Source organism: Klebsiella sp. 10-1 (assembly GCF_009758445.1).
Classification (GTDB): Bacteria; Pseudomonadota; Gammaproteobacteria; order Enterobacterales; family Enterobacteriaceae; genus Klebsiella; species Klebsiella scottii.
The window spans coordinates 1,054,478-1,080,509 of record NZ_WQRE01000001.1; the positions used below are offsets into that span (position 1 = coordinate 1,054,478).

Sequence of the window (26,032 nt, forward strand, 5' to 3'; positions counted from 1 at the left end):
TTTGCCGGTATTTTTTTCTCCAGGAGTTGAGGTTACAGATGAGAATTTTGCTGGTCATCGTTATGACCCTGGTACTCAGCGGCTGCGGCAGCATTATTAGCCGCACGGTGCCGGGGCAGGGGCATGGCAATCAGTATTACCCCGGCGTTCAGTGGGACGTTCGCGATTCGTCGTGGCGCTATATCACCATCCTCGACCTGCCATTTTCACTGGTGTTCGACACGCTGCTGCTGCCGCTTGATGCGAGCCACGGACCCTACAATTAGCTAGCGCTCATCCCACTCATCGGCCGCCGTCTGACCCTCTTCCGTATCCAGAGAGGGTTCAAGCTGAAACTCGCCCTCATCCCATTCATGGAGCGTATTCTCTTCCAGCCACTCCTGGCGGAGCTCTATCTCGTCATAATCGCCGTCAAAAACGCTCTGAGCCGCTTCGCCGCTGAGCACTGGCAGACAATCGCCTTCCCCATCTTCGTCGGCAAAAAACTCGGCCTGCCAGGCGATATCGCCATCCTGCAAAATGTATTTCTGGATATTCAGCTGCTCGACGTTAGCGCTCTCCTCGTCGCTATCCGGATTATTGGCCAGGTACTCTTCGCGGGCCGCATCGATAGCTTCTTCGAGCGTGGCATAGAAAACGGAATCCTTTGGCATGGCTAACCCCCTAAGAAGAATGAGAAATGGACTCGATTCAATCTATAGAAGGCGGCGGGCAATGCGTCAAGGGGAAGGGCGCCTTGCTGACTTAATTTACCGAACGATCGCCGGAGCCCCGGCTGTCAGAAGGTGCGCTGCTTCTCGGCTGGCGTAAGGTGATAGTCGAGTAGATAGCGTTGAACAGCACCACGCAGGCGGTGACCAAAAAGACCGCCCGGAAGCCATAGTTGGCGGAGACGGAGGCGCCGATGAGCGGGCCGGTGACGTTACCAATATCGCGAAACGACTGGTTATAGCTGAAGATGCGGCCGGCGACCTGGCTGGTGGAGTTGTACACCAGCAGCGTTTGCACGGCCGGCAGCAGCGCGCCGTCGGCAGCGCCGAGCAGAAAACGCAGGACGCCCAGCTGCAGCGGCGTCTGGACGAATGACATCGGAATAAGCAGCAGAACGGAGAGGATCAGCGCCACGATGAGGATTTTTTCCGGCCCGATACGGTCCCCCAGCCTGCCGAGACGCGGGGCGCTGATCAGGGCGGCAACCCCGGGAACGGAGGCGATCATCCCGCTGATAAACGCAATATTGCTGATGTCCCCGCTCAGATCCCGCACGTACAGCGTCAGGATCGGGGCAATCGACCCGGTAGCAACCTGGATAATCAGGGTGGTGACGAACAGGCTGAGCACCAGTTTTGGGCTTTTCAGCGAGGAGAACACGTCTCTGGCGCTGAGCATCTCTTTTTTCGCCACCGGCACAAACTGCTCGCGGATGAAGAACAGCGTCAGGAGGAAGCAGATAAACAGGACGCTGGCGGTAAGAAAGAAGACGGCGCGCAGGCCCCACAGATCGGCGAGAAAACCACCGGCCAGCGGGCCAAGCAGGGCGCCGCTGACGGCCCCGGTTGAGAGCGTTCCCAGCGCCCAGCCGCTTTTCTGGCGAGGGATTTGGGTCGCGATAAGGGCATTGGCGTTCGGAATAAAGCCGCCTAACAATCCCAGCAGCGCGCGCAGCACCAGAAATTGCCAGATATTTTGCGCCAGTCCCATCAGCATCATGACGATAGCCATTCCGAGAGCGGAACGTAGCAGCATGATTTTTCGACCTTTTCGGTCGGCAAGCCCGCCCCAGAACGGTGAGGCAACGGCGGAGAAAAGAAAGGTAATGCTGAAGACCAGCCCAGACCACATATTGAGGGCGCCGTGGCCCGTGACGCCGAGCTGTTCAACGTAAAGCGGAAGGAACGGCATAACCAGGCTGAACGCCGCGCCGGTCAAAAAACAGCCGAACCAGGTGACGGTAAGATTGCGTTTCCAGTTAACAGGTATATCAGCAGACGACATAGGTTCCCACTGGCCTGCGCCGCAGGTCAAAAGTTGAAAATATGAGCCTGCTAATTATGCGCCTGAGAAACGGTTGCCGCAATGGAGGACCGCTTTTAATGCTAAGGGCGTGGCCCCCGAAACGGGGGCTTTGTGCGGAGTAACGGCGGTTATTCGTAGCGTGAAGGAACGCCGGGCGGGCGCGACTTGAAGCGGCGATGCATCCACATATACTGCTCCGGCGCCATCAGAATGCATTTCTCGACGATGTGGTTCATCCACACGGCGGTCGTTTGCGGGTCATCCAGCGGCGGATCGCACTCCGGCGGCAGAATAATCAGCTCATAGCCTTTGCCATCGGGCTTACGGCGCGGTACGAAGGGAACGATGCAGGCCTTCGACATTTTTGCCAGCATCCAGGTGCCGGAGGTGGTGGCGGCCTGGTCGACGGCGAAAAACGGCACAAAGACGCTGGAGGCCGGGCCGTAGTCGTGATCCGGCGCATACCAGATAACATCGCCTTTTTTCAGCGCCCGCACCATGCCCTTCAGATCCTTACGGTCGATCATATCCTTGTTGGAGCGCAGTCGCCCCCACGTCTGCAGCCAGTCGATGACCGGGTTATCATTCGGGCGATAGACGCCAATCCCCGGCTCATTCATCCCGAACATGCGGGCGCCCATTTCAAGGGTGAGGAAGTGGATACCGATCAGCAGAATGCCGCGTTTTTGCTCCTGCACGGCCCGGATATGTTCGACGCCAGTCGCATCCGTCCAGCGCGCAATGCGCCGCGCAGGCCAGAACCAGGCCATGCCGGTTTCCATCAGGCCCATGCCAACGGATTCAAAATTCTGTTTTACCAGCTGATGGCGCTCCTGCTCGCTCTTCTCGGGGAAGCAGAGCTCCAGGTTGCGGTAAGCAATTTTGGCCCGTCGGGTCATCAGGCGCATCGCGAGTCGACCCAGAGCGGTGCCCAGGCGATAAATCAGCGGATAGGGAAGCTGGACAACCAGCCACAGCAGGCCAATTCCTGGCCAAAGCAGCCAATAACGCGGGTGCAGTAACGCCGCGGAAAATTTAGGTAAATGGGTCATCTCATACCTGTTTAATTAAGCAACGCGTTCTATTATCGCATTTTTTTATGGTTCAGCCAAAACGACTGGCCCAGGTGGCATTTATTGTTAAATCATAGCGAATGTTGCTGTAAAAAATGTAGCTTGAAATGTATGGATGTAAATTAATGCCGTTTACTATATGATGCCGGCCGTTTGTTTTACTCATTTTTATGTCGAGCAGGTACACCATGCCAGTGTTACATAACCGCATTTCAAATGAGACGTTAAAAGCGCAGATGTTGGCCGAGACCGAGCCGCGCACGACGATCTCTTTCTATAAGTACTTCACCATCGTTGATCCACAAGCGACGCGCGACGCCCTGTGGATTGCGCTCACTAAGCTGAACGTGTTTGGCCGTATTTACCTGGCCCACGAAGGGATCAATGCGCAAATCAGCGTACCGCAAAGCCGCGTTGAGGCCCTGCGCGAGTATCTGTACGCGTTCAACCCGGCGCTGGAAGGGCTGCGAATGAACATCGCTCTCGACGACGACGGGAAATCGTTTTGGGTGCTGCGCCTGAAGGTGCGCGACCGAATTGTCGCCGATGGTATCGACGATGAGACGTTTGATGCCTCTAACGTGGGTGACTACCTGAAAGCTGCGGAAGTTAACGCGATGCTGGATGACCCCGAAGCGATCTTTATCGATATGCGCAACCATTACGAATACGAAGTGGGGCATTTCGAGCAGGCGATGGAAATTCCCGCCGATACTTTCCGCGATCAGCTGCCGAAAGCGGTTGAGATGATGCAGGAGCATAAAGATAAAAAAATCGTTATGTACTGTACCGGCGGCATCCGCTGCGAAAAAGCCAGCGCGTGGATGAAGCACAACGGCTTCAGCAAGGTCTGGCACATCGAAGGCGGCATTATTGAGTATGCGCGTCGCGCGCGCGAGCAGGGTCTGCCGGTGCGTTTTATCGGTAAAAACTTTGTTTTCGATGAGCGCATGGGCGAGCGTATTTCTGACGACGTTATCGCGCACTGCCATCAGTGCGGCGCGCCCTGCGATAGCCACACCAACTGCCTGAACGACGGCTGCCATCTGCTGTTTATCCAGTGTCCGAGCTGTGCGGAGAAGTTTGCCGGATGCTGCAGCGAATCCTGCATGGAGGAGCATAAGCTGCCGGAAGAGGAGCAGCGTCAGCTGCGGGCCGGGCGTGAGAACGGGAATAAGATCTTCAATAAATCTCGCGGGCGTCTGAATACTAAGCTGGGGATCCCGGATCCTGAGCCTTCAGAAAAACCATAGCCAGACAAGGTCGATGATGGCCAGCAGCAGCCACAGCGCGAGATAAATCATAAAATGCTCGCGGATGTTGTTGATCAGTAAGTCATACAGGCGACGCATAAGATCTCTCAGTCATAAACGGCCTCCGGTGAGGCCGTTTTTTTATTGGTGCGGTGGCAGCGCCGCGGGGTGGCTATTATTGCTGAAAGCGCGCCAGTGAGAAGGGGGTCAGATCAAAAGCCGGCGATTCTCCCCGGGCAAACTGGACGGCAATTTCGCCCAAAACCGGAGCAAATTTAAAGCCATGACCGCTTAATCCGCTAATCAGCAGCGTTTGCGGATGACCGGGGAGAGTATCGATAATGAAGTCCTCATCCGGCGTATTGTCGTAGGTGCAGGATGCGCCGTGCAGGCAGCCGCCGATGCCGGGCAGGACGTTGCGCAGAAAATTGAACGATTCCGAGCCGTCCGTCGCCACGCTGCCAAACGGCGTGCGTTCTTCCGCGGTGGAGATGAGCTGCCCGCCGTTGTGCTTGCCGATTTTGAGTTCATTATCTTCCGCCGGGAAGCCGTAGAACTGATCGCCGTTGGGCAGTTCGCCGGTAAACGCCGGAAAATTGTTTTTGCTGCTGTAGCGGCCATCGGCCTGGAACCAGGCGAAGATTTTGCGCACCGGCTGAACCGGCAGCTCAGGCAGCAGGCGGGTCACCCAGGTACCGGCGCTGATCAACAGCTTTTTAGCGCTGTACTGGCCATCCGCGGTGTCGATAGTGACGCCATCCTGATGATGATGGATCGCGGTGACCGGACAGTTGAACAGCTGCGCACAGCCCGCTTCACGAGCCAGGCGAATCCAGGTTTCAATGGCCAGTTCGCTGCGCAGGACGCCTGATGCTGGTTCAAATACCCCGCGATAGCCCTCAGGCACGCGAATTTCCGGCCAGCGGGCCATAATGGCCTGGGCGTCCATCTCTTCAACGTTGAGCGCAAATTCACGAGCGCTGTTCATGACGTTAGTGAGAAACGCGGAATCCGCCGGGCCGAGGTTGATCACCCCGGTACGTTCAAAAACGGCTTCACCGCTGAGGGCGGCTAGTTCGTCCCAGAGCTGCTGCGCCCGCAGCACCAGAGGGACGTATCTTTCACCTTCACCATAGGCGTGGCGGATAAGACGCGTGTTGCCGTGATGGCTGCCTTCCTGGTGCGGAGGCTGGTGGGCGTCGGTCATCAGGACGTTGAGTCCTGCGCGACGGGCATAATAGCCTGCGGCGGCGCCGGTTGAGCCGCTGCCGATAATGATGAGGTCGTATTGCATGGTATGTTCCGGGTTTTTGCTTTATTAGCAGGGTAATTAACAACCCGTACTTATACAAGCCCGAAAATAAATCAGGCACCAACCGGTGCCTGTTTAGTTAGAGTATATGGATGACAGCAGAATCACTAATGTCTGCGGTACTCATTTACCTGGTATTCACCTGCTTCAATCTTCGCAATGCCGGCTTCAAGAATAGAAATAAATTGACGTGCGACGTCCGTCGTCAGCCATAAAGTCTGGCCAATTTCAGCTTCATTACTGCTTTCATGAGTGGGGTTCTGGTAGTGCAGGCGCAACATCAGCGCGTCGTAGCTATCTACGGTGCTGATGTCCCATCCGACGAGGGGATGGGTCTGGATGACTTCATTATTCTTTTCCATCATAACCCCTTATTCATATGTTAAAAGACAACAATTCTCGAGGTTTAATGCATATTTTTTGAAGCAAGTTAATTATATCAGCAGTTAAGAATAAACTCGAGAAATTAACGCGAACGGGGCGAGCTTTTCTCTTTTTGACGCTTTTTTGCGCAAATTTTGTACCGCGGTACGTTATTTTTTAAGGAAATTATCAGGGATTAAAGAAAAATCCGAGTATCAGACGGAGGGAATAAAAAAGCCGGGGCGACCCGGCAAAAGAAGCACAATGAGGGAGCAAATTAATTTGCTGTACCGGTCAGACTTCGAACCGCATGAGTATTGGGCAGGCAAAAGCTTCGGCTAACAGCCTGAGGCGTTCTGCGCTGCCGCTTTCATGCGCCCGGGTGACTCAGGGTACGTCGTGGATAAACCAGTCATCAGCGCTTTCCCAGGTTTCTTGCAGGATTTCGCTTATCCGGTCTTTATCTTCTTTAAGGCCACCGATAACGGAAAGATTGTTACCGGTGGCGAAGCGTACGGTTACCTGGCTTGGTTCAGCCGGGAACTGCAGATCGATACGTCGGGAGAGTTCATTATTCAGCGCTTCTAAAGCGCCGCTCGGTAAGGCTGTGGTTTTGGCGATAGACACTTCGATGCGCATGATTGCCCCCTGTGTAATGTACTGTTTATTTATACAGTATCGTTTTTGTATTTACAACAGAGGGCGGCGTTTTATTTTTTCATCGTCCAGCGTATGGTTTCACCGGCCAGGAAGGGGACCAGCGTGTCGCCCGGCAGTGCGATGCTTTCTGCCACAACGCTCTCTTCGCGCACCAGCTCAACAAAGCTCTCATTGACCGGCAGACCGTAGAAGCGCGGGCCGTTAAGCGAACAAAATGCTTCGAAGTGCTGCAGCGCATTCATCTCTTCGAACACCGTTGCGTAGCTACCCAGCGCGGTTGGCGCATTAAAGCAGCCGGCGCATCCGCAGCTGGTTTCTTTACGATGACGCGCGTGCGGCGCGGAGTCGGTACCGAGAAACGCGCGGGTAAAGCCGCTGGCGACCAGCTCGCGCAGGGCCTGCTGGTGAATATTACGTTTCAGAATCGGCAGGCAGTAAAGGTGCGGACGAATACCGCCGACCAGCATGTGATTACGGTTAAACATCAGATGCTGTGGCGTAATGGTGGCGGCCAGCAGTTCGTTGCCATCGCGAACGTACTCTGCGGCATCCTTGGTGGTGATATGTTCGAACACCACTTTCAGACCCGGCAGGCGCTGGCGCAGCGGCTCCATCACCGTTTCGATAAAGCGCGCCTCGCGATCGAAGATATCGATCTCCGCGTGCGTCACTTCGCCGTGTACCAGCAGCGGCATGCCGAGTTTTTGCATACGCTCAAGCACCGGCATAATGGCATCGATGCTGGTCACGCCGTGGCTGGAGTTAGTGGTGGCATTGGCCGGGTACAGTTTAGCCGCGGTAAAAACGCCGGCCTCAAATCCGCGCTCCAGCTCGGCTGGATCGAGCGTATCGGTCAGGTAGCAGGTCATCAGAGGGGTAAAATCATGCCCGGCGGGCACGGCGTTAAGGATCCGCTGGCGATAGGCGACGGCGGCTTCAACGGTGGTGACAGGCGGCGCCAGATTCGGCATCACGATCGCCCGACCATAAAACTCGCTGGTGTAAGGCACGACGGTTTCCAGCATATCGTCATCGCGCAGATGGATGTGCCAGTCGTCAGGGCGACGGATTTTCAGTACCTGGGGTTGTGCTGTCATGGAAGGCTCCGGCTAATAGGTTCAGTCATCAGGGCTGTTTTTCACCGGGCACAAAGGATAAGCGTAAACGTTTTCCTTTGCATCAACTTCCGTAAAAAAACGGGCGCCCTGGCGCCCGCGATGTTAATTGGTGAAGGGGATGATTATCTCACCCGGCTTAACCTCAATGCCTTTAGCGTACTTTTTCGCCAGCGCTTCACCGGTGCTGGCGTCTTCGCGCAGAACGTAGGCGGGCTGCTGGTTAAAATAGCTGCGCAGGGATTGGTTCAGGTAGGGGATCAGCGTCTGCACTACCGACTGCAGCTTCTCCGGCGCGACTTTCGCATCGACGACTTCCATCTCCTGCAGGAAGATCGCCCCTTTTTCCTTATTGAATACCGGCAGCGCTTTAAGCTTAAGGTCAATAGTGGCTTTTTGATTACCGAACAGCGAATTGAGATCCAGATTGGCAACGCCGCTGAGGGTCACTTTATTCGGCTCCTCGCGACCAATCGCGCTGGTTAAATCGTGCAGTTCGATATGCGCATCCGCCACGCCCGGCAGGCCGATATCCTTGGCGAAGTGGTTACGTTTCTGCAGCGCCTGATTAATTTCCTGTTCGCTTATCGAATACTGCGTAAGCTGGTTACAGCCGCTCAGGAGGCCGCTAACGATAAGCGCGGCCACGATAAACATCTTTTTCATTGGGTTCCTTAACGTAATGCCATGGGCTCATCCTGACACAAAGCAGCATGGCCTGCCAGCACCGTAGGCGCTAGCGGAAAATGCTGAAAATCAGCCTGGCTTTACGCAGCGACTCAGGTTCGTGGCTCGAGCATTCCGGAGGCCGAACGCCTGGCGCTGAACTGCCACCACAGGGCGATAAAGGTGATAAAGCCGATAATACCCAGCATCAGCCACGGTAGCTCCGGCTGGTTGAGCGCTTTACCGGCGTCAAACAGCCACCCGCCGCCGGCGTAGCCGAAGGCCCCGCCAAAGGCCAGCCCCAGTCGACTGAAGCCCATGTAGCTGCCGCGCGCGCGGGCGTCGGCCAGCGACGCGCCCAGGGTTTCACGCGCCGGCTCCGCGATAATCGAGCCCATATAGAAAATGCAAATCAGCGTAAACAGCTGCTGCAGGTTGCTGGTTAAACCAATCGGCAGCATGGCGAGCGTCATGACCAGCAGACCGGCCATCAGCCGATGCTCCAGCCGATAGCGCTTTTCACTCCAGCGGGCAATCGGATACAGCAGCGTCAGCGATATCGTCGCTTCAATGGCATACATCCATTTGACCGCAGAAGGGGAGCCCGCGATGTCGTTGACCATAATCGGCAGCATCAGCATGACCTGCACCGCCAGCATGTAATAGCCGGTTAGCGTCAGAACATAGGTTACGAAGCGCCTGTCGCGCAGCACGCGCCCCAGCCCTTCGCGCACCGGCGTTTTCACCGTCGACAGCTTCCAGGCCGGGAGATACCAGGCGTTGAAGCTGGCGCAGGCGACAAACAGCGCCGCGCCTACGCTGCACACGAGGCGGAAATCGTACTGTAACAACCAGCTGCCGAGCAGGGCGCCGATGACCGCGCCGGCGCTGTCCTGCATCATCAGGAGCGAAAAGAAGCGACCGCGCTGATGCGGGCGCACCAGCTTCACCACCAGCGCCGCGCGCGGCGGGTCAAACAGCGTTCCGCCGAGGCCCGAGAGAATGCAGGATAGCCAGAGCACCCACGGCTCATGGGCCACCGCCATCGCGGCAAAGCCGCCCGCGCGCATCAGCATACCGGTGACGATCATCGGCTTGGCGCCGAAACGGTCGGCAACCGCGCCACCAAAAATCCCCAGACCCTGCTGGACCAGCTGGCGCAGGCCGAGGGCGATACCGACCATCAGCGCGGCCCAGCCCATCTGGTCGACAAAGCGAATGGAAATCAGCGGGAAGACGACAAAAAAGCCGAGAACGACCAGCATGTTGTCGACCAACAGGAAGTATTTACCCAGGCTCCTTGCCTGCGATACGCGGGACATTTCCCCTCCTGGGAAAATAAAGATTAGCCCTACTAGTTTGCGGGGAAGCCCGGGCGTTTCCCAGCGTACTTGCGACAATATTTTTTTATCAAAAAGCAAGTTTGATAGAGGCTATTCATCGAAAAAGGGAGATGGTGCAGAAAATGGTATGTTGCTGTTTTCACTCCGTCGTTCAGGACAGGTATAGTGAAGGGAGCAGGGTAATAAGTCAGGGGAACAGGAGAGGGGAATGTTTGGCTACCGCAGTAACGTACCAAAGGTGCGTTTGACGACGGACAGGCTGGTGACGCGGCTGGTCCACGATCGTGACGCCTGGCGTCTGGCCGACTACTACGCGGAGAATAAAGGGTTCTTAAAACCCTGGGAGCCGGTGCGCGACGACAGCCACTGCTACCCCTCCGGCTGGCAGGCGCGCTTGTCGATGATTTCGGAGTTTCATAAGCAGGGCTCGGCGTTCTATTTTGCGCTCCTCGATCCGCAAGAGAAGGAGATAGTCGGCGTGGCGAATTTTTCGAACGTGGTGCGCGGCTCGTTTCATGCCTGCTACCTCGGCTACTCCATCGGTGAGAAGTGGCAGGGGCAGGGGCTGATGTTTGAAGCGCTGACCTCGGCAATTCGCTATATGCAGCGCACGCAGCATATTCATCGCATTATGGCCAACTATATGCCGCACAATCAGCGCAGCGGCGATTTGCTGGCGCGTCTTGGCTTTGAAAAAGAGGGTTACGCCAAAGATTATCTGTTAATCAATGGCCAGTGGCGTGACCACGTATTGACGGCGTTGACGACACCGGACTGGATCCCGGGTCGCTAAGGAGAGATCATGAAATATCAGTTAACCGCGCACGAAGCGCGCGTTATTGGCTGCCTGCTGGAAAAACAGGTCACGACGCCGGAGCAGTATCCTCTATCGGTCAACGCGGTGGTGACCGCCTGTAACCAGAAAACCAACCGGGAGCCGGTGATGTCGCTCAGTGAAAGCGATATTCAGGATCTGCTGGATACGCTGGTCAAGCGCCACTATCTGCGTACGGTGAGCGGGTTTGGCAATCGGGTGACCAAATACGAACAGCGATTTTGCAATTCCGAGTTCGGCGATCTGAAGCTGACGCCGGCGGAGGTCGCGGTGGTCACGACGCTGCTGCTGCGCGGCGCGCAGACGCCGGGCGAACTGCGCAGCCGGGCGCAGAGAATGTATGAATTCAGCGATATGGCGGAAATCGAAAGCGTGCTTGAGAAGCTGGCAAGCCGTGATGACGGCCCGTTCGTCGCGCGTCTGCCTCGCGAACCGGGGAAACGCGAATGCCGCTATATGCATCTGTTCTGCGATGATATGGATTCGCTTATCACGGCGGTAGAAGCGGTATCGCCGTCGGGAGACGATCTCCAGACCCGGGTTGAGGTGCTGGAGGCCGAAGTGGCGGAACTAAAAGAGCGGCTGGCATCGCTGTTGGCCCATCTGGGGGATTAATCGTGACGGCGAAACTACGCGTTGGAGTGGTGGGACTGGGTGGCATTGCGCAGAAGGCCTGGCTGCCGGTATTAGGCGCCGCGGACGGCTGGACGCTGCAGGCGGCCTGGTCACCGGGTAAAGAGAAGGCGCTACGTATCTGCGAAACCTGGCGCATTCCCTATGCAGATTCCCTGGAGCAGCTGGCGGCGCAGTGTGATGCGGTATTTGTTCATACCTCGACGGCCTCGCACTTTGAGGTCGTCAGCCGGCTGCTTAACGCCGGGGTGCACGTCTGCGTGGATAAACCGCTGGCGGATAAGCTCAGCGAAGCCGAATCCTTGGTTGAGCTGGCCGCTCGCCGCGGGCTGACGCTGATGGTAGGATTTAACCGCCGCTTTGCTCCGCTTTATCGTGAGCTGAAAGCGCATCTGGACGATGCCGCCTCGCTGCGTATGGATAAGCATCGTGGCGACAGCGTCGGTCACGACCTGCGCTTTACCCTGCTTGATGACTACCTGCACGTGGTCGATACCGCGCTGTGGCTGGCGGACGGGAAGGCGCGTCTGAGCGGCGGCCTGCTGCAAACCACCGCCCAGGGTGAAATGCTCTATGCCGAACACCGCTTCAGCTCGCCGCAGCTGGAGGTGACCACCAGCATGCACCGGCGCGCCGGCAGCCAGCGGGAGTGGGTTCAGGCGGTCACCGACGGCGGCCTGTATGAAGTTCGTGATATGCGCGAGTGGCAGGAAGAGCGCGGCCAGGGTGTGGTTCAGCGTCCGGTTCCCGGCTGGCAAACGACCCTCGAGCAGCGCGGCTTTGTGGGCTGCGCGCGTCATTTTATTGAATGCGTGCAAAATCAGACGGTTCCCGAAACCGCAGGCGAACAGGCGCTGCTGGCCCAGCGCATCGTTGAAAAGCTGTGGCGCGAGGCGATGAGCGAATAATTCGTTGTAACATCTGGCAGTAGTAATTCATGACGAACCCGGTAGACTATCGCCACTTTCCAGCGCCCGCCATTGCGGGCGTTTTACTTCAGGGTTGTGGAAAACACCTCAATGAACCTTTTAAAATCACTGGCGGCAGTCAGTTCGATGACCATGTTTTCGCGCGTGCTGGGCTTTGCGCGAGACGCCATCGTCGCGCGTATTTTTGGTGCGGGAATGGCAACGGACGCCTTTTTTGTGGCGTTCAAATTACCGAACCTGCTGCGTCGCATTTTTGCCGAAGGCGCGTTTTCTCAGGCGTTTGTGCCGATACTGGCTGAATATAAAAGCAAGCAGGGCGAAGACGCCACCCGCGTATTCGTGGCCTATGTTTCGGGTCTTCTGACGCTGGTTCTGGCGGTAGTAACCCTCCTCGGCATGCTGGCCGCTCCCTGGGTCATCACCGTGACCGCGCCAGGGTTTGCCGACTCCCCGGATAAATTTGCGCTGACGACGCAGCTGCTGCGCATCACCTTCCCCTATATTTTGCTGATCTCGCTGGCCTCATTAGCCGGCGCGATCCTCAATACCTGGAACCGTTTTTCCGTTCCCGCCTTTGCGCCCACTTTTCTTAACGTCAGCATGATTGGCTTTGCGCTATTTGCGGCGCCGTATTTCCACCCGCCGATGCTGGCAATGGCGTGGGCGGTCACCGTCGGCGGCGTACTGCAGCTGGCCTATCAGCTGCCGCATTTGAAAAAAATTGGCATGCTGGTGCTGCCGCGTATCAACCTGAAAGACGCCGGTGCGGTACGGGTGGTGAAGCAGATGGGGCCGGCGATCCTCGGCGTGTCAGTTAGCCAGATTTCGTTGATTATCAACACAATATTCGCGTCTTTCCTCGTTTCCGGCTCGGTATCCTGGATGTACTACGCCGATCGTCTGATGGAGTTTCCATCCGGCGTGCTGGGCGTGGCGCTGGGGACAATTCTGCTGCCGTCGCTGTCAAAAAGCTTTGCCAGCGGTAATCATGATGAGTACTGCCGGTTGATGGACTGGGGGCTGCGCCTGTGCTTCCTGCTGGCCTTGCCGAGCGCGGTGGCGCTGGGGATCCTCGCGAAGCCGCTGACGGTAGCGCTGTTCCAGTACGGTAAATTTAGCGCCTTTGATGCGGCAATGACCCAGCGCGCGCTGGTGGCCTATTCCGTCGGGCTGATGGGGCTGATTGTCGTTAAGGTTCTGGCGCCGGGGTTCTACTCGCGCCAGGATATTAAAACGCCGGTTAAAATCGCCATTGTCACCCTGATTATGACTCAGGTGATGAACCTGATCTTTATCGGCCCGCTGAAGCATGCCGGCCTGTCGCTCTCTATCGGGCTTGCCGCCTGCCTCAACGCCGCGCTGCTCTACTGGCAGCTGCGTAAGCAAAAAATATTCACCCCACAGCCGGGCTGGTTTACCTTCCTGCTGCGTCTGGTGATTGCGGTGCTGGTGATGTCTGCGGCGCTGCTTGGGATGATGTATATCATGCCGGAGTGGTCCCAGGGGACCATGCCGTTCCGTCTGCTGCGCCTGATGGCGGTGGTGGGGGTTGGCGTGGTGGCCTATTTTGCCAGCCTGCTGCTGCTGGGCTTCCGGGTGAAAGAGTTCGCCCGACGCACGGCCTGAAGCTAAACTCCGGGTAGAAACAGACCCGTTCCGCAGCGCGGAGCGGGTTTTTTTATTGCCCCGCGCGCTGTAGCGCCGCGATCCGCGCGTTTTCCAGCAGGCGAATCGCAAGGGCGATAGCGCCCGCGGCCACGGCCAGGATCACCACGCCGCTCCAGCCGGCTATCACGTACAGTTTGCTGCCGAGCACGGAACCGAGCGACATGCCAATAAAGACGCCGGTGAACAGCAGGGCGTTCAGCCTGCCGCGGGCCTGCGGCTCCAGACCGTACACCAGGTTCTGGTGCGCCACGAGGCTTGACTGCAGACCAAGGTCGAAGCCAATAGCCGAGATAGCGATCAGCGCCAGCTGGCCGTGGGGCGGCAGTACCGGCAGCAGGAACATCAGGGCAAAAGAGACGGTAACCAGCGCTGCGCCCAGCTGGGTGACTTTCCCGGCGCCATATTTATCCGCCAGGCCGCCGGCCAGCGGCGCGGCGAGCGCTCCTGCGGCCCCGGCGATGCCGAATCCGCCGGCAACGGCGCTGCCCATCTGATAGCGTTCGAGCAGCATGACCGCCAGCGTTGACCAGAAGGCGCTGAAGGCGATGGAGAGAAAGCCCTGTGCCAGCGCGGCGCGGCGCAGGGCCGGGTAGAGCTGCCAGAGATGCGCCATCGACTTCATCAGCTGCGGATAGCTGAGGGTCGAGTGAATTTCAAACCGCGGCACCACGCGCCACATCAGCAGGCCAATCAGCGCGATGCTAACCGCCGCAGCCTGGTACATCATCCGCCAGCCAAACAGCGCGCCGACCACGCCGCTCACCGTTCTTGAGAGCAGGATACCCAGCAGCAGGCCGGTCATGACGGTGCCCACCATTTTCCCCTGTTTCCCCGCCGGGGCGAGGATTGCGGCCGCCGGAACGATGTCCTGGGCCATCGTCGCCGCCATCCCGATCAGCAGGCTGACAATCAGCAGGGAAGTGAGCTGCCCCGTCAGGCTACACAGCAGCAGGAGCACGGCCAGCGCGGCGCTTTTGAGTAAAATCAGCGTACGGCGGTCATGGCGATCGCCGAGCGGCAGAAGAAACAGAATGCCTAGCGCATAGCCCGCCTGTGTCAGGGTTGGAACCAGCCCCATGCCTTCGACGCTGAGATGCAGATTGGCGCCCATTAATGGCAGCAGCGGCTGGGCGTAGTAAATAGAGGCGACGCTAAAGCCTGCGCCAAGAGCGAGTATGAAGATAATCCAGCCGGCTTCGCGGGAGGATAGTGTTGTCGGTGCCATGATAAAGCCCTCGTAGATGCGATGGCGCTATTTTTCCCTGAATCAGGCTGGTGCGGTAGATAGCGTGGTGGTAAAACGGTTATACGCAAAACGTATAGGCATAGTAAATATGAAGCGGCAGGAACGTATAGACCGGATTGAACTGATGCGCACCTTTATTCGAATCGTCGAAGCCGGTTCGCTTTCTGCCGCCGCGCTTCAGCTGAACACTACCCAGGCGACGGTGAGCCGGCGCCTGCAGTCGCTGGAAGGCCTGCTGGGCAGTAAGCTGATTCTGCGAACCACCCATGCGATGAAGCTGACCGACGACGGCGAGCGCTGCTATCAGCATGCGCGTCGGGTGGTCGATGCGTGGCTGGCGCTGGAAGACGATCTGAGCATTGCCGATGACCGGCCCGTCGGCGTGCTGCGGGTACGTGCGCCGCACGCTTTTGGTCAGCAGCAGTTGCTGGGGCCGCTGGTCAGCTTTCTGCAGCGCTATCCGCAGCTGTCCGTAGAGTGGATGCTGAATGACAAAACCGTCGATTTTCTCAGCGATAATATCGATTGTGCGATTCGCGTGGGGGCCGAAGTGGACCCTGAGACGGTGTCAGTGCTGCTGGCTGAGGTGCCGCGCAGCGTGGTTGCCGCTCCCTCACTGCTGGCGCGCTACCCGACATTAGAAACGCCCCAGGAGATGTCGCAGCTGCCGTGGGTGGCGATCAGCACCTTTTATCAGCATGAGGTGAAATTATTCCATCAGGAGTGTAATCAGCAGCAGGCCTTCGGCATCGTGCCGTGCCTGAGTACCGATAGCGTGTACGTGGCGCGCAATACCGCGCTGGCGGGATTGGGGGTGGCTATCGTTTCAAGCTGGGCGGTGGTGGGGGATATCGCCGCCGGGCGGCTGGTCGAACCGTTTCCGCAGTGGCGAGCGTCTTCCCTGCCGGTCCATCTGGTTTATCCGTGGGCGCGGTACTATCCGACCCGTTTACGTAAGTTTCTCGACCTGATGCGCGAGGTTATGCCGCAGGTTGCGGGCATGCAGCGTCCGGAAGGGGAATAAAAAAAACCGGCCATATAGGCCGGTTTTTTTAGGCTTAACGCTTACTCGACGGACCGTGGGCGGGTAGGTTCCGCAGTAGCCTGATGAGTTGCGCTATGGCCGCCGGCAGAGCCTTTGCCATCGAACGCGAACGACGGACGAACCCAATCGCTGCGACGCGGTGCTTCCGGTTCGTAAGCCGGAGCCGGGGCGCGGGTCATCGGTGCGGTAGCGTGGCGCTCAGAAACGATAACCGCTGCAGCGACGGGAGCTGGCGCCACCGCGGCGACAGGGGCCGGAGCCGCTGCTGCCGGCGTTTCGTCAACAACCTGCGGCGCTGCCGCTTCTTCCGCTGCCACCACCGCTGCTGCTGTCGGCGCTTCGTCAACGCCCTGCGCAGCTACGGTTTCTTCCACTTCAGCCGGTGCGGCTGTCTGGATTGCCGGTGCTTCGTCAACGACGGCGGCTTCAGGCTCGGCGGCAACCTGCTCAACCTCGGCGGCTTCGTCTGCGGCTGCAGATTCAGCGGCGACGGCTGGCTCAGCTACGTCTTCAGCTTCAACTTCAACTTCAACGGCGGCTTCAGCTACGGTCTCAGCAACGACTTCCTCAGGCGCCGCCTGCGGTTCGCTGGCAACAACCTGCTGAGCCGGTTCTGGCGCTTCGGCTTCGCTGGCGGCGACGTCGGTCACTACCGGGGCGATGACTTCAGCTACTGCCGGTTCGCTAACGCTCTGCTCAGCGATAGCGACTGGCGCCGCGGCTTCGGCAACCAAAGCCTGAACCTGCGGCTCTTCCTGCTGCTGGTCCTGCGGACGGGCAACCGGGTAGCGGATCCAGATTTTACCTGAAGCCATTTCCGGCGATGCGCAGGCTACGGTCAGCGGCATCGGCGATTGGGTCGGATAACGCTCGTCGCGGTAACGACGACGACGCTGGCCGCTGACGCGCAGATGACGCGGCGAACGACGAGAGCGACGTGGCATACCGTTAGCATCACGAGATTCGCCGTTCTCTTCGTGCTCGACGTGAGTCTCAACCACCGCCGGCAGGTCAACTTTCGCCAGTTCAGTACGCGGTGCCGCGACTGCTGGCTGCGCTTTCTCAACCACAGCTTCAGCTGCCTCTACGGCGACTTCCGCTACCGCAGATTCGATGCGAACCTTCTGGGCCAGCTGGCGAGGTTTACGACGCGGCATGTTCTGAACGCGCTCTTCCTGCTCAGCTTCCGGCAGAACAACTGGCTCATCCTGTGCTTTAACTGCTTCCAGCGGTGCCTGACGCTTATCGTCATTATTACGACGACGGTTACGTTCACGGCGCGGCGGCTGCTCGTCGCGGGATTTCGCTTTTTCCGCTTCGTCGCCGGTAGCCTGGCGAGGTTCGCGCTGCTCGGCGTTCTGCTGCTGTTTCTCACGACGGTTACGGCGGTTTTCCTCGCGAGATTCGCGGGACTCACGGCCTTCACCATTATCGGCGCGATTATCGCGGTCAGCACGGTTATCGCGGTTGTCACGATTTTCCCGGTTATCACGACTATCGCGGCCTTCGCGATTGTCACGACGATCGTTACGATCGCGGCGATTATTAGAACGTGGTTTACGACGTTCCTGCTGGCGTTCCGGCTTCTCTTCGGCTTTTTTCTCTTCCTGGACTTCAGCCGGTTTGGCTTCTTCCGTACCGGAGAAGAGGTTTTTCAATGCGCCAAAGAAGCGGGAGAGCAGGCCAGGCTGAGCCGGGGCTGAGGCAGCGGCCGCGGTCGGGGCGCTGGCGGCTACAGCGACGGCTGCAGGCTCTTCATGCGCGGGCGCCGGCGGAGCATCCGGCATCACGAAGGTTGCCAGAGCCGGCTGTTCCGGACGTTTACGTTCCGCCGGTTCTTCATCAGCCGGCAGAGCCATCTCTTCTTCATGCAGCTTCGGCAGCAGATAGCTCAGGGTAGAGGTCTCTTCGCCTTTGCGCACGCGCAGCACGGAATAGTGCGGGGTTTCCATCTGGTCGTTTGGCACGATGATCACGCGCACGTCGCCCTGACGGGTTTCGATAGCGCTTACCGCCGCACGTTTTTCGTTCAGCAGATAGGAGGCGATTGGCACAGGAACGATCGCGTGAACTTCCTGGGTGTTCTCTTTCAGCGCTTCTTCTTCAATCAGGCGCAGAATGGAGAGCGACAGGGATTCGTTATCGCGTACGGTGCCGGTGCCGCTACAGCGCGGGCAGACGTGATGGCTGGATTCGCCGAGCGACGGGCTCAGGCGCTGACGCGACATTTCCAGCAGGCCAAAGCGAGAAATATGGCTGATCTGGATGCGCGCGCGATCCTGACGAACGGCTTCGCGCAGGCGGTTTTCCACCGCACGCTGGTGGCGTACCGGGGTCATATCGATAAAGTCGATAACGATCAGACCGCCGAGGTCGCGCAGGCGCAGCTGGCGGGCAATTTCGTCGGATGCTTCAAGGTTGGTGTTGAAGGCGGTTTCTTCGATGTCGCCGCCGCGGGTTGCGCGGGCGGAGTTGATATCGATCGCGGTCAACGCCTCGGTGCTATCGATGACGATAGAGCCGCCGGACGGCAGACGAACTTCACGCTGGAAAGCGGATTCGATCTGCGACTCGATTTGGTAGTGGCTGAACAGCGGGATTTCACCGGTGTAGAGCTTAATTTTGCTGCTGAAATCCGGGCGACCCAGCGCGGCGATGTGCTGGCGAGCCAGCTCAAGCACTTTCGGGTTATCGATAAGAATTTCACCGATATCCTGACGCAGGTAGTCGCGGAACGCGCGCACGATAACGTTGCTTTCCTGGTGGATCAGGAACGGCGCCGGGCGGCTTTCAGCGGCTTTCTGGATAGCTTCCCAGTGCTTCAGGCGGAAGCTCAGGTCCCACTGCAGCGCTTCGGCAGATTTGCCGACGCCCGCGGTGCGCACAATCAGCCCCATTCCGTCCGGCAGCTCAAGGCTGGCCAGCGCTTCTTTCAGCTCTGTGCGATCGTCACCCTCGATGCGGCGGGAAATACCGCCGGCGCGCGGGTTATTCGGCATCAGTACCAGGTAGCTGCCTGCCAGGCTAATAAAGGTAGTGAGCGCGGCGCCTTTGTTGCCACGTTCTTCTTTATCAATCTGAACAATAACTTCCTGACCTTCACGCAGCACATCCTTAATGTTAGGACGGCCATGAGCGTTATAGTTGGCTGGGAAGTATTCGCGGGCAATTTCTTTAAGAGGGAGGAAACCATGACGCTCGGCGCCGTAATCAACAAACGCGGCCTCCAGGCTAGGTTCAATACGGGTGATTTTGCCTTTGTAGATGTTCGCTTTTTTCTGTTCGTGCCCGGGGCTTTCGATATCCAGGTCGTACAGGCGCTGCCCATCAACAAGGGCGACGCGCAACTCTTCCTGCTGAGTTGCGTTGATTAACATTCTTTTCATCGTAACTTACTCATTATTCTTACATTGACGACTAAGCTGCGGGCAGAGTAACGCCTTGCCGGGGGAAACCGATGGCCTCGTGTCTGTTTCACGTCGCCAACCTCACGGTTGTCGCGCGCTTAAGAGGCGCAGAGTGTCGGTCGCCTGCATTTCAAACGGAAACACAGCGCAATTGTCAGGGGAATTGCCTGGGATGTATCACCAGAGAAGATTCCATTTATACACTTCATGCTTCGAGTTGCTTCTGCACTGGCTGCGCTCGTTCATCCCTGTTACCTGGCGATGCAGGCTTCCGGGGATTCACTCTCTTGCTGCCTTGACGCATCTCGAATAATTTTGCGTATATTCTATCGTTTTTCACGTTGCAGGCGTGTTGGCTTAACCTGCTCATCACAATCATGCGATTATAATGAGCTCCCGGGGATACCCGGAGTCGACGCCTTCCTGCGACGTGAAATCCATAGAGCCTGTACCGGTAAGGACTGCAACCCGCAGCCCGCTAACTGTCTGAAAGATCAATACGTCTTACGCCATTGCTGCGTTGATGATCGGTCAGACAAAATTGGTCATTCCGCTAATCTCTTGTTCTAACAAGATTCAACACGGAAAACGGCATCATTATTCCATTGCTAAGCTTGTTATAGCAAGTTGACTTTTACCTTTTATCACCCGGTTACTCACAGTTTTATCACCTGCGTATACAGATTGTTCTAATAACAAACAAAACGACGATGATGCACACGATGAAAACCGGATAATGATAAATATAAGCATATAAAAATGAGTGGCGCTAATGCGTCGGGCTATTTAGAATCGCGCACCATGAAAACTGAGACCCCAACCGTGAAAATGGTTGCCATTACCGCTGATGAAGCGGGGCAACGCATCGATAACTTTTTGCGTACGCAGCTTAAGGGCGTACCGAAGAGCATGATTTATCGCATCCTGCGTAAAGGCGAGGTGCGGGTGAACAAAAAACGCGTCAAGCCTGAGTACAAGCTGGAAGCGGGCGACGAGATCCGTATTCCGCCGGTACGCGTTGCCGAGCGTGAGGAAGACGCGGTCTCCCCGCATCTGCAAAAAGTAGCGGCTCTGGCTGAGGTGATTCTGTATGAAGACGATCATATCCTGGTGCTCAATAAGCCTTCCGGCACCGCGGTTCACGGCGGCAGCGGCCTGAGCTTTGGCGTGATTGAAGGCCTGCGCGCGCTGCGGCCGGAAGCGCGCTTCCTTGAGCTGGTGCACCGTCTTGACCGCGATACCTCCGGCGTGCTGCTGGTGGCGAAGAAGCGTTCCGCGCTGCGTTCGCTGCATGAGCAGCTGCGTGAAAAGGGGATGCAAAAGGATTATCTGGCGCTGGTGCGCGGGCAGTGGCAGTCGCATACCAAAGTGGTACAGGCGCCGCTGCTGAAAAACATCCTGCAAAGCGGCGAGCGTATCGTGCGCGTCAATCAGGAAGGCAAGCCGTCGGAAACCCGCTTTAAGGTAGAAGAGCGCTTTACCGACGCCACTCTGGTGCGCTGCAGCCCGGTGACCGGTAGAACCCACCAGATTCGCGTGCACACGCAGTATGCCGGACACCCGATCGCATTTGACGATCGTTACGGCGATCGGGAATTTGATAAGCAGCTCACAGGCACCGGCCTCAATCGCCTGTTCCTGCACGCCGCGGCGCTGAAATTTACCCACCCGGGGACGGGGGAGGTGATGCGCGTTGAAGCGCCGCTGGATAGCCAGCTCAAACGCTGCCTGCAGGTGCTACGCGACAAGAAGTAACGGGACTCCGCCGCTTTCACCGCGCGGGCCGATGAGCCTGCGGCGGTGACTTTCAGGATACGGAACCGCGCATCAGGCTAGCAGCGGGTTATAGCCTTCTCTGCGCAGCATCTGACAAAGCGCAATCAGCGGCAGGCCAACCAGGGTGTTGGGGTCCCGGCCTTCTAAGCGCTCGAAAAGCGTGATCCCCAGCCCTTCGCTTTTAAAGCTCCCGGCGCAGTGCAGCGGGTTCTCTTTGCGCACGTAGGTCTCTATCTCCCGGTCGCTTAAATGGCGAAAATGAACGTCAAAGGGCTCACATTCGGTTTGCAGATGGCCGTTCGCCGAATTATAGAGCGCCAGCCCGGTGTAAAAGGTCACGATGGTGCCGCTGGCTTTTCTTAGCTGCCGGCGGGCGTTCTCTTCGCTATGCGGTTTACCGGTTATTTCGCCATCAAGGACGCAAACCTGATCGGAGCCTATAATTAAATGCTGCGGGTAGCGGGCGGCGAGAATTTGCGCCTTAGCCTGCGCCAGACGCACGACCAGCTGGCGAGCGGACTCTCCGGGGTGCGGCGTTTCATCGACTTCAGGCGCCGCGCATTCAAACGGTACCGCCAGTTTTTCCAGCAGCATCCGCCGCCAGGGTGAGGTCGACGCCAGGATAAGCTCAGACATATTTTTTCATCCACATATAGCGCTTCGAAGAGCATCATTTTAAACTATGGGCCGCAATGTGTGCGAATAAATGGCAAAAGGCAACCTGAGGCTGCCTTTTTCTTTGACTCTATGACATTACAAAGTTAATATGCGCGCCCTATGCAAAAAGTAAAATTACCCCTGACTCTTGACCCGGTTCGCACGGCTCAAAAACGCCTTGATTACCAGGGCATTTATGCTCGCGATCAGGTAGCACGTGTGGCCGATTCTGTAGTCAGCGTGGACACCGATGTGGAATGCAGCATGTCGTTCGCTATTGATAACCAGCGTCTTGCCGTTATAACCGGCGATGCGAAGGTTTCAGTAACCCTCGAATGTCAGCGTTGCGGGAAACCGTTCCCCCGTCATGTCTACACAACGTATTGTTTCAGCCCGGTCAGAAATGACGAACAGGCCGAAGCACTGCCGGAAGCGTATGAGCCGATTGAGGTTAACGAATTCGGTGAAATCGATCTGCAAGCGCTGGTTGAGGATGAAATTATTCTCTCCTTGCCTGTAGTTCCGGTGCATGATTCTGAACACTGTGAAGTGTCCGACGCGGACATGGTTTTTGGTGAACTGCCTGCAGAGGCACAGAAGCCAAACCCATTTGCCGTATTAGCCAGCTTAAAGCATAAGTAATTGAGGAGTAAGGTCCATGGCCGTACAACAGAATAAACCAACCCGTTCCAAACGTGGCATGCGTCGTTCCCATGACGCTCTGACCGCAGTCACCAGCCTGTCTGTAGACAAAACCTCTGGTGAGAAACACCTGCGTCACCACATCACTGCCGACGGTTTCTACCGCGGTCGCAAGGTTATCACTAAGTAATCACGCGATACTCTATGAATTTCGTGTTGCAGGAAGGCCGCGCAGTTAACGGTTCTGCAGCGTGAAGGACACCGAGTATAAGCGTGGTGAAGCTTAGTGAGGATTTCCCCAGGTAACTGGGGAATAACCGAACCGGGCAGCGACGATACCTTGACACGTCTAACCCTGGCGTTAGATGTCATGGGGGGCGATTTTGGTCCTTCCGTGACGGTGCCTGCAGCACTGCAGGCACTGATCTCTAATTCGCAACTCACACTTCTTTTAGTCGGCGACCCCGACGCCATCACGCCATTACTTGCCAAAGCTGATTTCGAACAACGTTCGCGTCTGCAGGTTATTCCTGCGCAGTCAGTTATTGCCAGTGATGCGCGACCCGCGCAGGCGATTCGCAGCAGCCGCGGAAGCTCAATGCGCGTGGCGCTCGAGCTGGTGAAAGAGGGGCGGGCACAGGCCTGCGTCAGCGCGGGCAATACCGGCGCGCTGATGGGACTGGCGAAATTATTGCTCAAGCCCATTGAGGGGATTGAGCGCCCGGCGCTGGTGACGATACTGCCGCACCAGCAGAAGGGTAAAACGGTGGTGCTGGATCTTGGCGCCAACGTCGACTGCGACAGCACAATGCTGGTGCAGTTTGCGGTGATGGGGGCGGTACTGGCGGAAGAAGTGGTCGGTATTGAAAATCCCCGCGTCGCGCTGCTGAATATTGGCGAAGAAGAAATGAAGGGCCTCAGCAGCATTCGCGACGCCGCAGCGGTTTTGAAAACGCTGCCGTCTCTCAACTATATAGGCTATCTTGAAGCCAATGAACTGTTGACGGGTAAAACCGACGTTCTGGTTTGTGATGGATTCACGGGCAACGTCACACTAAAAACAATGGAAGGTGTTGTCAGAATGTTTCTTTCGCTGCTGAAATCGCAGGGAGAGGGCAAAAAACGGTCGTGGTGGCTGCTGTTATTGAAACGTTGGTTACAAAAAAGCCTCGCAAGGCGATTCAGTCACCTCAACCCCGACCAGTATAATGGCGCCTGTCTGTTAGGATTGCGCGGTTCCGTGATTAAGAGTCATGGTGCTGCCAATCAGCGCGCCTTTAGCGTTGCAATAGAGCAGGCAGTGCAGGCGGTGCAGCGGCAGATACCTCAACGGATCGCCGCTCGCCTGGAATCTTTATACCCAGCAGGCTTCGAACTGCCGGGGGGCGGCAAAAACGGGAACTCCCGACAGCAAAGCGGGACGAACGAGCAGGACTGACGCCCCAGCGGTTTGAACAAGGCGGGTATGTTACCCAAGAGTGACTGAGCGTACATGTATACGAAGATTATTGGTACCGGCAGCTATCTGCCCGAGCAAGTGCGTACTAACGCCGACCTGGAAAAAATGGTAGATACGTCTGACGAGTGGATTGTCACCCGTACGGGTATCCGTGAACGTCGTATTGCCGCACCGAATGAAACCGTTGCTACGCTGGGTTTTGAAGCTGCAAAAAATGCGTTGGATATGGCGGGCGTTAAGCCGGAGCAAATTGGTCTGATTATTGTTGCGACCACCTCTGGCACCCACGCATTCCCAAGCTCGGCCTGTCAAATTCAGTCTATGCTGGGAATTAACGGCTGCCCGGCGTTTGACGTTGCTGCGGCCTGTGCCGGCTTCACCTACGCCCTGAGCATCGCCGACCAGTATGTCAAAAACGGCGCGGTAGACTACGCGCTGGTTATTGGCGCTGACGTTCTGGCGCGCACCTGCGATCCTGCCGATCGCGGGACGATCATTATTTTTGGCGATGGCGCTGGCGCCGTTGTGCTGGGGGCATCCGCCGAGCCGGGCATCATCTCGACCCATCTGCATGCCGACGGCCGCTACGGCGAGCTGTTAACGCTGCCGAACGCCGATCGCGTGGAACCGGAAAATCCGATCTATCTGACGATGGCGGGTAATGAAGTCTTTAAAGTGGCCGTGACCGAGCTGGCGCACATTGTTGATGAGACGTTAGCGGCGAACAATCTGGAGCGTACCGCCCTGGATTGGCTGGTACCGCATCAGGCTAACCTGCGTATTATCAGCGCGACGGCGAGAAAGCTCGGAATGTCGATGGATAACGTGGTGGTGACGCTCGATCGTCATGGCAATACCTCCGCCGCCTCCGTCCCTTGTGCGCTGGATGAAGCGGTGCGCGATGGCCGCATTCAGCGTGGTCAGCTGATTCTGCTGGAAGCCTTTGGTGGCGGTTTCACCTGGGGTTCCGCGCTGGTTCGTTTTTAGTATAAGGATTTAGAGATGACGCAATTTGCTTTTGTGTTCCCGGGACAGGGCTCGCAGGCGGTAGGAATGTTGTCAGATATGGCGGCAGCTTATTCCGTTATTGAAGAGACTTTCCGTGAAGCCTCCGCGGCGTTGGGCTACGATCTGTGGGCGCTTGCTCAACAGGGCCCGGCAGAAGAACTGAATAAAACCTGGCAGACCCAGCCCGCGCTGCTGACCGCCTCCGTGGCGCTGTACCGCGCGTGGCAACAGCAGGGCGGCAAAGCGCCGGCTCTGCTGGCAGGCCATAGCCTGGGCGAATACTCCGCGCTGGTTTGCAGCGGCGTGATTGATTTCACCGACGCCGTGCGTCTGGTTGAGATGCGTGGCAAATTTATGCAGGAAGCCGTACCGGAAGGTACCGGCGCCATGTCGGCCATCATTGGCCTTGACGATGCGTCAATTGCCAAAGCCTGCGAAGAGTCTGCCGAAGGCCAGGTGGTTTCACCGGTCAACTTCAACTCCCCGGGTCAGGTGGTGATCGCTGGCAACAAGGAAGCCGTAGAGCGCGCAGGCGCCGCCTGTAAAGCCGCCGGCGCCAAACGCGCGCTGCCGCTGCCGGTTAGCGTGCCGTCCCACTGTGCGCTGATGAAGCCTGCGGCGGAAAAACTGGCGGTTGAACTGCAAAAAATCACCTTTAACACGCCGGCTATTCCGGTTGTGAACAACGTTGATGTGAAGTGCGAAACCGCGCCTGACGCCATTCGCGACGCGCTGATCCGCCAGCTGTACAGCCCGGTTCAGTGGACCAAAAGCGTCGAGTTTATGGCAGCTCAGGGCGTAGAACATCTGTATGAAGTGGGCCCGGGTAAAGTCCTCACCGGTCTGACTAAACGTATTGTTGACACCCTGACCGCTTCCGCGCTTAACGAGCCCGCAGCGCTGTCTGCGGCGCTTGAGCAATAAAA

At 57.4% G+C, this 26,032-nt stretch carries 26 protein-coding genes; 13 read left to right on the plus strand and 13 right to left on the minus strand.

Annotation, left to right across the window (positions count from 1 at the left end):
* Positions 1-38: 38 nt before the first annotated feature.
* Entirely contained in the window at positions 39-266 is a 228-nt protein-coding gene (locus GO007_RS04990; protein WP_095096332.1) for a YceK/YidQ family lipoprotein, read from the plus strand.
* On the opposite strand, the gene GO007_RS04995 is transcribed toward GO007_RS04990, so the two are convergent.
* From GO007_RS04995 to GO007_RS05005, 3 genes are all read right to left on the minus strand, one after another.
* The gene (locus GO007_RS04995) at positions 267-653 is read right to left on the minus strand and encodes a MysB family protein (protein ID WP_095096335.1); all 387 of its coding nucleotides are present in this window, start codon (positions 651-653) and stop codon (positions 267-269) included.
* A gap of 91 nt (positions 654-744) precedes the next feature.
* Positions 745-1,995 carry a multidrug efflux MFS transporter MdtG gene (gene mdtG, locus GO007_RS05000; RefSeq protein ID WP_095096339.1) on the minus strand — a complete coding sequence of 417 codons (1,251 nt, stop codon included), beginning with the start codon at positions 1,993-1,995 and terminating at the stop codon, positions 745-747.
* 149 nt (positions 1,996-2,144) lie between these two features.
* A complete protein-coding gene (locus tag GO007_RS05005; RefSeq protein WP_095096342.1) occupies positions 2,145-3,068 on the minus strand; it encodes a Kdo(2)-lipid IV(A) acyltransferase in 924 nt (307 codons plus the stop codon).
* 209 nt (positions 3,069-3,277) lie between these two features.
* On the opposite strand from GO007_RS05005, the gene trhO reads away from it, so the two are divergent.
* Positions 3,278-4,342 (plus strand): oxygen-dependent tRNA uridine(34) hydroxylase TrhO, encoded by a 1,065-nt coding sequence (trhO, locus tag GO007_RS05010; RefSeq protein WP_095096345.1) that lies wholly within the window; start codon positions 3,278-3,280, stop codon positions 4,340-4,342.
* Here trhO and GO007_RS05015 read toward each other — a convergent pair.
* The 7 genes from GO007_RS05015 to mdtH all read right to left on the minus strand — a co-directional run bounded on the left by GO007_RS05015 (position 4,328) and on the right by mdtH (position 9,780).
* Complete coding sequence (locus GO007_RS05015; RefSeq protein WP_095096348.1) at positions 4,328-4,441, minus strand: DUF2770 family protein; 114 nt, start codon at positions 4,439-4,441, stop codon at positions 4,328-4,330. The two genes, trhO and GO007_RS05015, sit on opposite strands and share 15 nt — an antisense overlap.
* 76 nt (positions 4,442-4,517) lie before the next feature.
* A complete protein-coding gene (solA, locus tag GO007_RS05020; protein WP_095096351.1) occupies positions 4,518-5,636 on the minus strand; it encodes an N-methyl-L-tryptophan oxidase in 1,119 nt (372 codons plus the stop codon).
* A gap of 125 nt (positions 5,637-5,761) precedes the next feature.
* A complete protein-coding gene (gene bssS / locus GO007_RS05025; RefSeq protein ID WP_041144949.1) occupies positions 5,762-6,016 on the minus strand; it encodes a biofilm formation regulator BssS in 255 nt (84 codons plus the stop codon).
* Between the two features lie 388 nt (positions 6,017-6,404).
* A complete protein-coding gene (dinI, locus tag GO007_RS05030) occupies positions 6,405-6,656 on the minus strand; it encodes a DNA damage-inducible protein I (RefSeq protein WP_095096354.1) in 252 nt (83 codons plus the stop codon).
* A gap of 71 nt (positions 6,657-6,727) precedes the next feature.
* A complete protein-coding gene (gene pyrC, locus GO007_RS05035; RefSeq protein WP_095096357.1) occupies positions 6,728-7,774 on the minus strand; it encodes a dihydroorotase in 1,047 nt (348 codons plus the stop codon).
* 123 nt (positions 7,775-7,897) lie between these two features.
* Entirely contained in the window at positions 7,898-8,458 is a 561-nt protein-coding gene (locus GO007_RS05040) for a lipoprotein (protein WP_095096360.1), read from the minus strand.
* A gap of 113 nt (positions 8,459-8,571) precedes the next feature.
* Positions 8,572-9,780: a multidrug efflux MFS transporter MdtH gene (gene mdtH, locus GO007_RS05045; RefSeq protein WP_095096363.1), complete on the minus strand. Its 1,209-nt coding sequence runs from the start codon at positions 9,778-9,780 to the stop codon at positions 8,572-8,574.
* Between the two features lie 229 nt (positions 9,781-10,009).
* Between mdtH and rimJ the strand changes: the two genes are divergently transcribed.
* The 4 genes from rimJ (at position 10,010) to murJ (ending at position 13,824) form a co-directional block, all read left to right on the plus strand.
* Complete coding sequence (rimJ, locus tag GO007_RS05050) at positions 10,010-10,594, plus strand: ribosomal protein S5-alanine N-acetyltransferase (protein ID WP_095096366.1); 585 nt, start codon at positions 10,010-10,012, stop codon at positions 10,592-10,594.
* 9 nt (positions 10,595-10,603) lie between these two features.
* Positions 10,604-11,251, plus strand: coding sequence for a YceH family protein (locus tag GO007_RS05055; RefSeq protein WP_095096369.1), 648 nt, complete (start codon positions 10,604-10,606; stop codon positions 11,249-11,251).
* Positions 11,252-11,253: 2 nt separating this feature from the next.
* Positions 11,254-12,177: a Gfo/Idh/MocA family protein gene (locus tag GO007_RS05060; RefSeq protein WP_095096372.1), complete on the plus strand. Its 924-nt coding sequence runs from the start codon at positions 11,254-11,256 to the stop codon at positions 12,175-12,177.
* A 111-nt stretch (positions 12,178-12,288) separates the two neighbouring features.
* A complete protein-coding gene (gene murJ, locus GO007_RS05065) occupies positions 12,289-13,824 on the plus strand; it encodes a murein biosynthesis integral membrane protein MurJ (RefSeq protein ID WP_095096376.1) in 1,536 nt (511 codons plus the stop codon).
* Positions 13,825-13,876: 52 nt separating this feature from the next.
* Here the strand turns inward: murJ and GO007_RS05070 are convergent, their stop codons facing one another.
* Entirely contained in the window at positions 13,877-15,091 is a 1,215-nt protein-coding gene (locus tag GO007_RS05070; RefSeq protein ID WP_095096379.1) for an MFS transporter, read from the minus strand.
* Positions 15,092-15,107: 16 nt separating this feature from the next.
* Between GO007_RS05070 and GO007_RS05075 the strand changes: the two genes are divergently transcribed.
* Complete coding sequence (locus tag GO007_RS05075; RefSeq protein WP_189339822.1) at positions 15,108-16,136, plus strand: LysR family transcriptional regulator; 1,029 nt, start codon at positions 15,108-15,110, stop codon at positions 16,134-16,136.
* A 41-nt stretch (positions 16,137-16,177) separates the two neighbouring features.
* On the opposite strand, the gene rne is transcribed toward GO007_RS05075, so the two are convergent.
* On the minus strand, positions 16,178-19,543 hold the full coding sequence (rne, locus tag GO007_RS05080; protein ID WP_095096383.1) for a ribonuclease E: 3,366 nt from the start codon (positions 19,541-19,543) through the stop codon (positions 16,178-16,180).
* Between the two features lie 822 nt (positions 19,544-20,365).
* Here rne and rluC point away from each other — a divergent pair.
* Complete coding sequence (gene rluC / locus GO007_RS05085) at positions 20,366-21,319, plus strand: 23S rRNA pseudouridine(955/2504/2580) synthase RluC (protein ID WP_189339823.1); 954 nt, start codon at positions 20,366-20,368, stop codon at positions 21,317-21,319.
* 72 nt (positions 21,320-21,391) lie between these two features.
* On the opposite strand, the gene GO007_RS05090 is transcribed toward rluC, so the two are convergent.
* Positions 21,392-21,976 carry a Maf family protein gene (locus GO007_RS05090; protein WP_095096393.1) on the minus strand — a complete coding sequence of 195 codons (585 nt, stop codon included), beginning with the start codon at positions 21,974-21,976 and terminating at the stop codon, positions 21,392-21,394.
* 141 nt (positions 21,977-22,117) lie between these two features.
* Here GO007_RS05090 and yceD point away from each other — a divergent pair, with 141 nt between their 5' ends.
* The 5 genes from yceD (at position 22,118) to fabD (ending at position 26,030) form a co-directional block, all read left to right on the plus strand.
* On the plus strand, positions 22,118-22,639 hold the full coding sequence (gene yceD / locus GO007_RS05095; protein WP_095096396.1) for a 23S rRNA accumulation protein YceD: 522 nt from the start codon (positions 22,118-22,120) through the stop codon (positions 22,637-22,639).
* Positions 22,640-22,655: 16 nt separating this feature from the next.
* Positions 22,656-22,829, plus strand: a complete 174-nt coding sequence (gene rpmF, locus GO007_RS05100) for a 50S ribosomal protein L32 (protein WP_003857964.1) — start codon at positions 22,656-22,658, stop codon at positions 22,827-22,829.
* Between the two features lie 150 nt (positions 22,830-22,979).
* Positions 22,980-24,077, plus strand: a complete 1,098-nt coding sequence (gene plsX / locus GO007_RS05105; protein WP_095096399.1) for a phosphate acyltransferase PlsX — start codon at positions 22,980-22,982, stop codon at positions 24,075-24,077.
* A 54-nt stretch (positions 24,078-24,131) separates the two neighbouring features.
* Positions 24,132-25,085: a beta-ketoacyl-ACP synthase III gene (locus tag GO007_RS05110; protein ID WP_095096402.1), complete on the plus strand. Its 954-nt coding sequence runs from the start codon at positions 24,132-24,134 to the stop codon at positions 25,083-25,085.
* Between the two features lie 15 nt (positions 25,086-25,100).
* Positions 25,101-26,030, plus strand: a complete 930-nt coding sequence (fabD, locus tag GO007_RS05115) for an ACP S-malonyltransferase (RefSeq protein WP_095096405.1) — start codon at positions 25,101-25,103, stop codon at positions 26,028-26,030.
* Positions 26,031-26,032 lie beyond the last annotated feature (2 nt).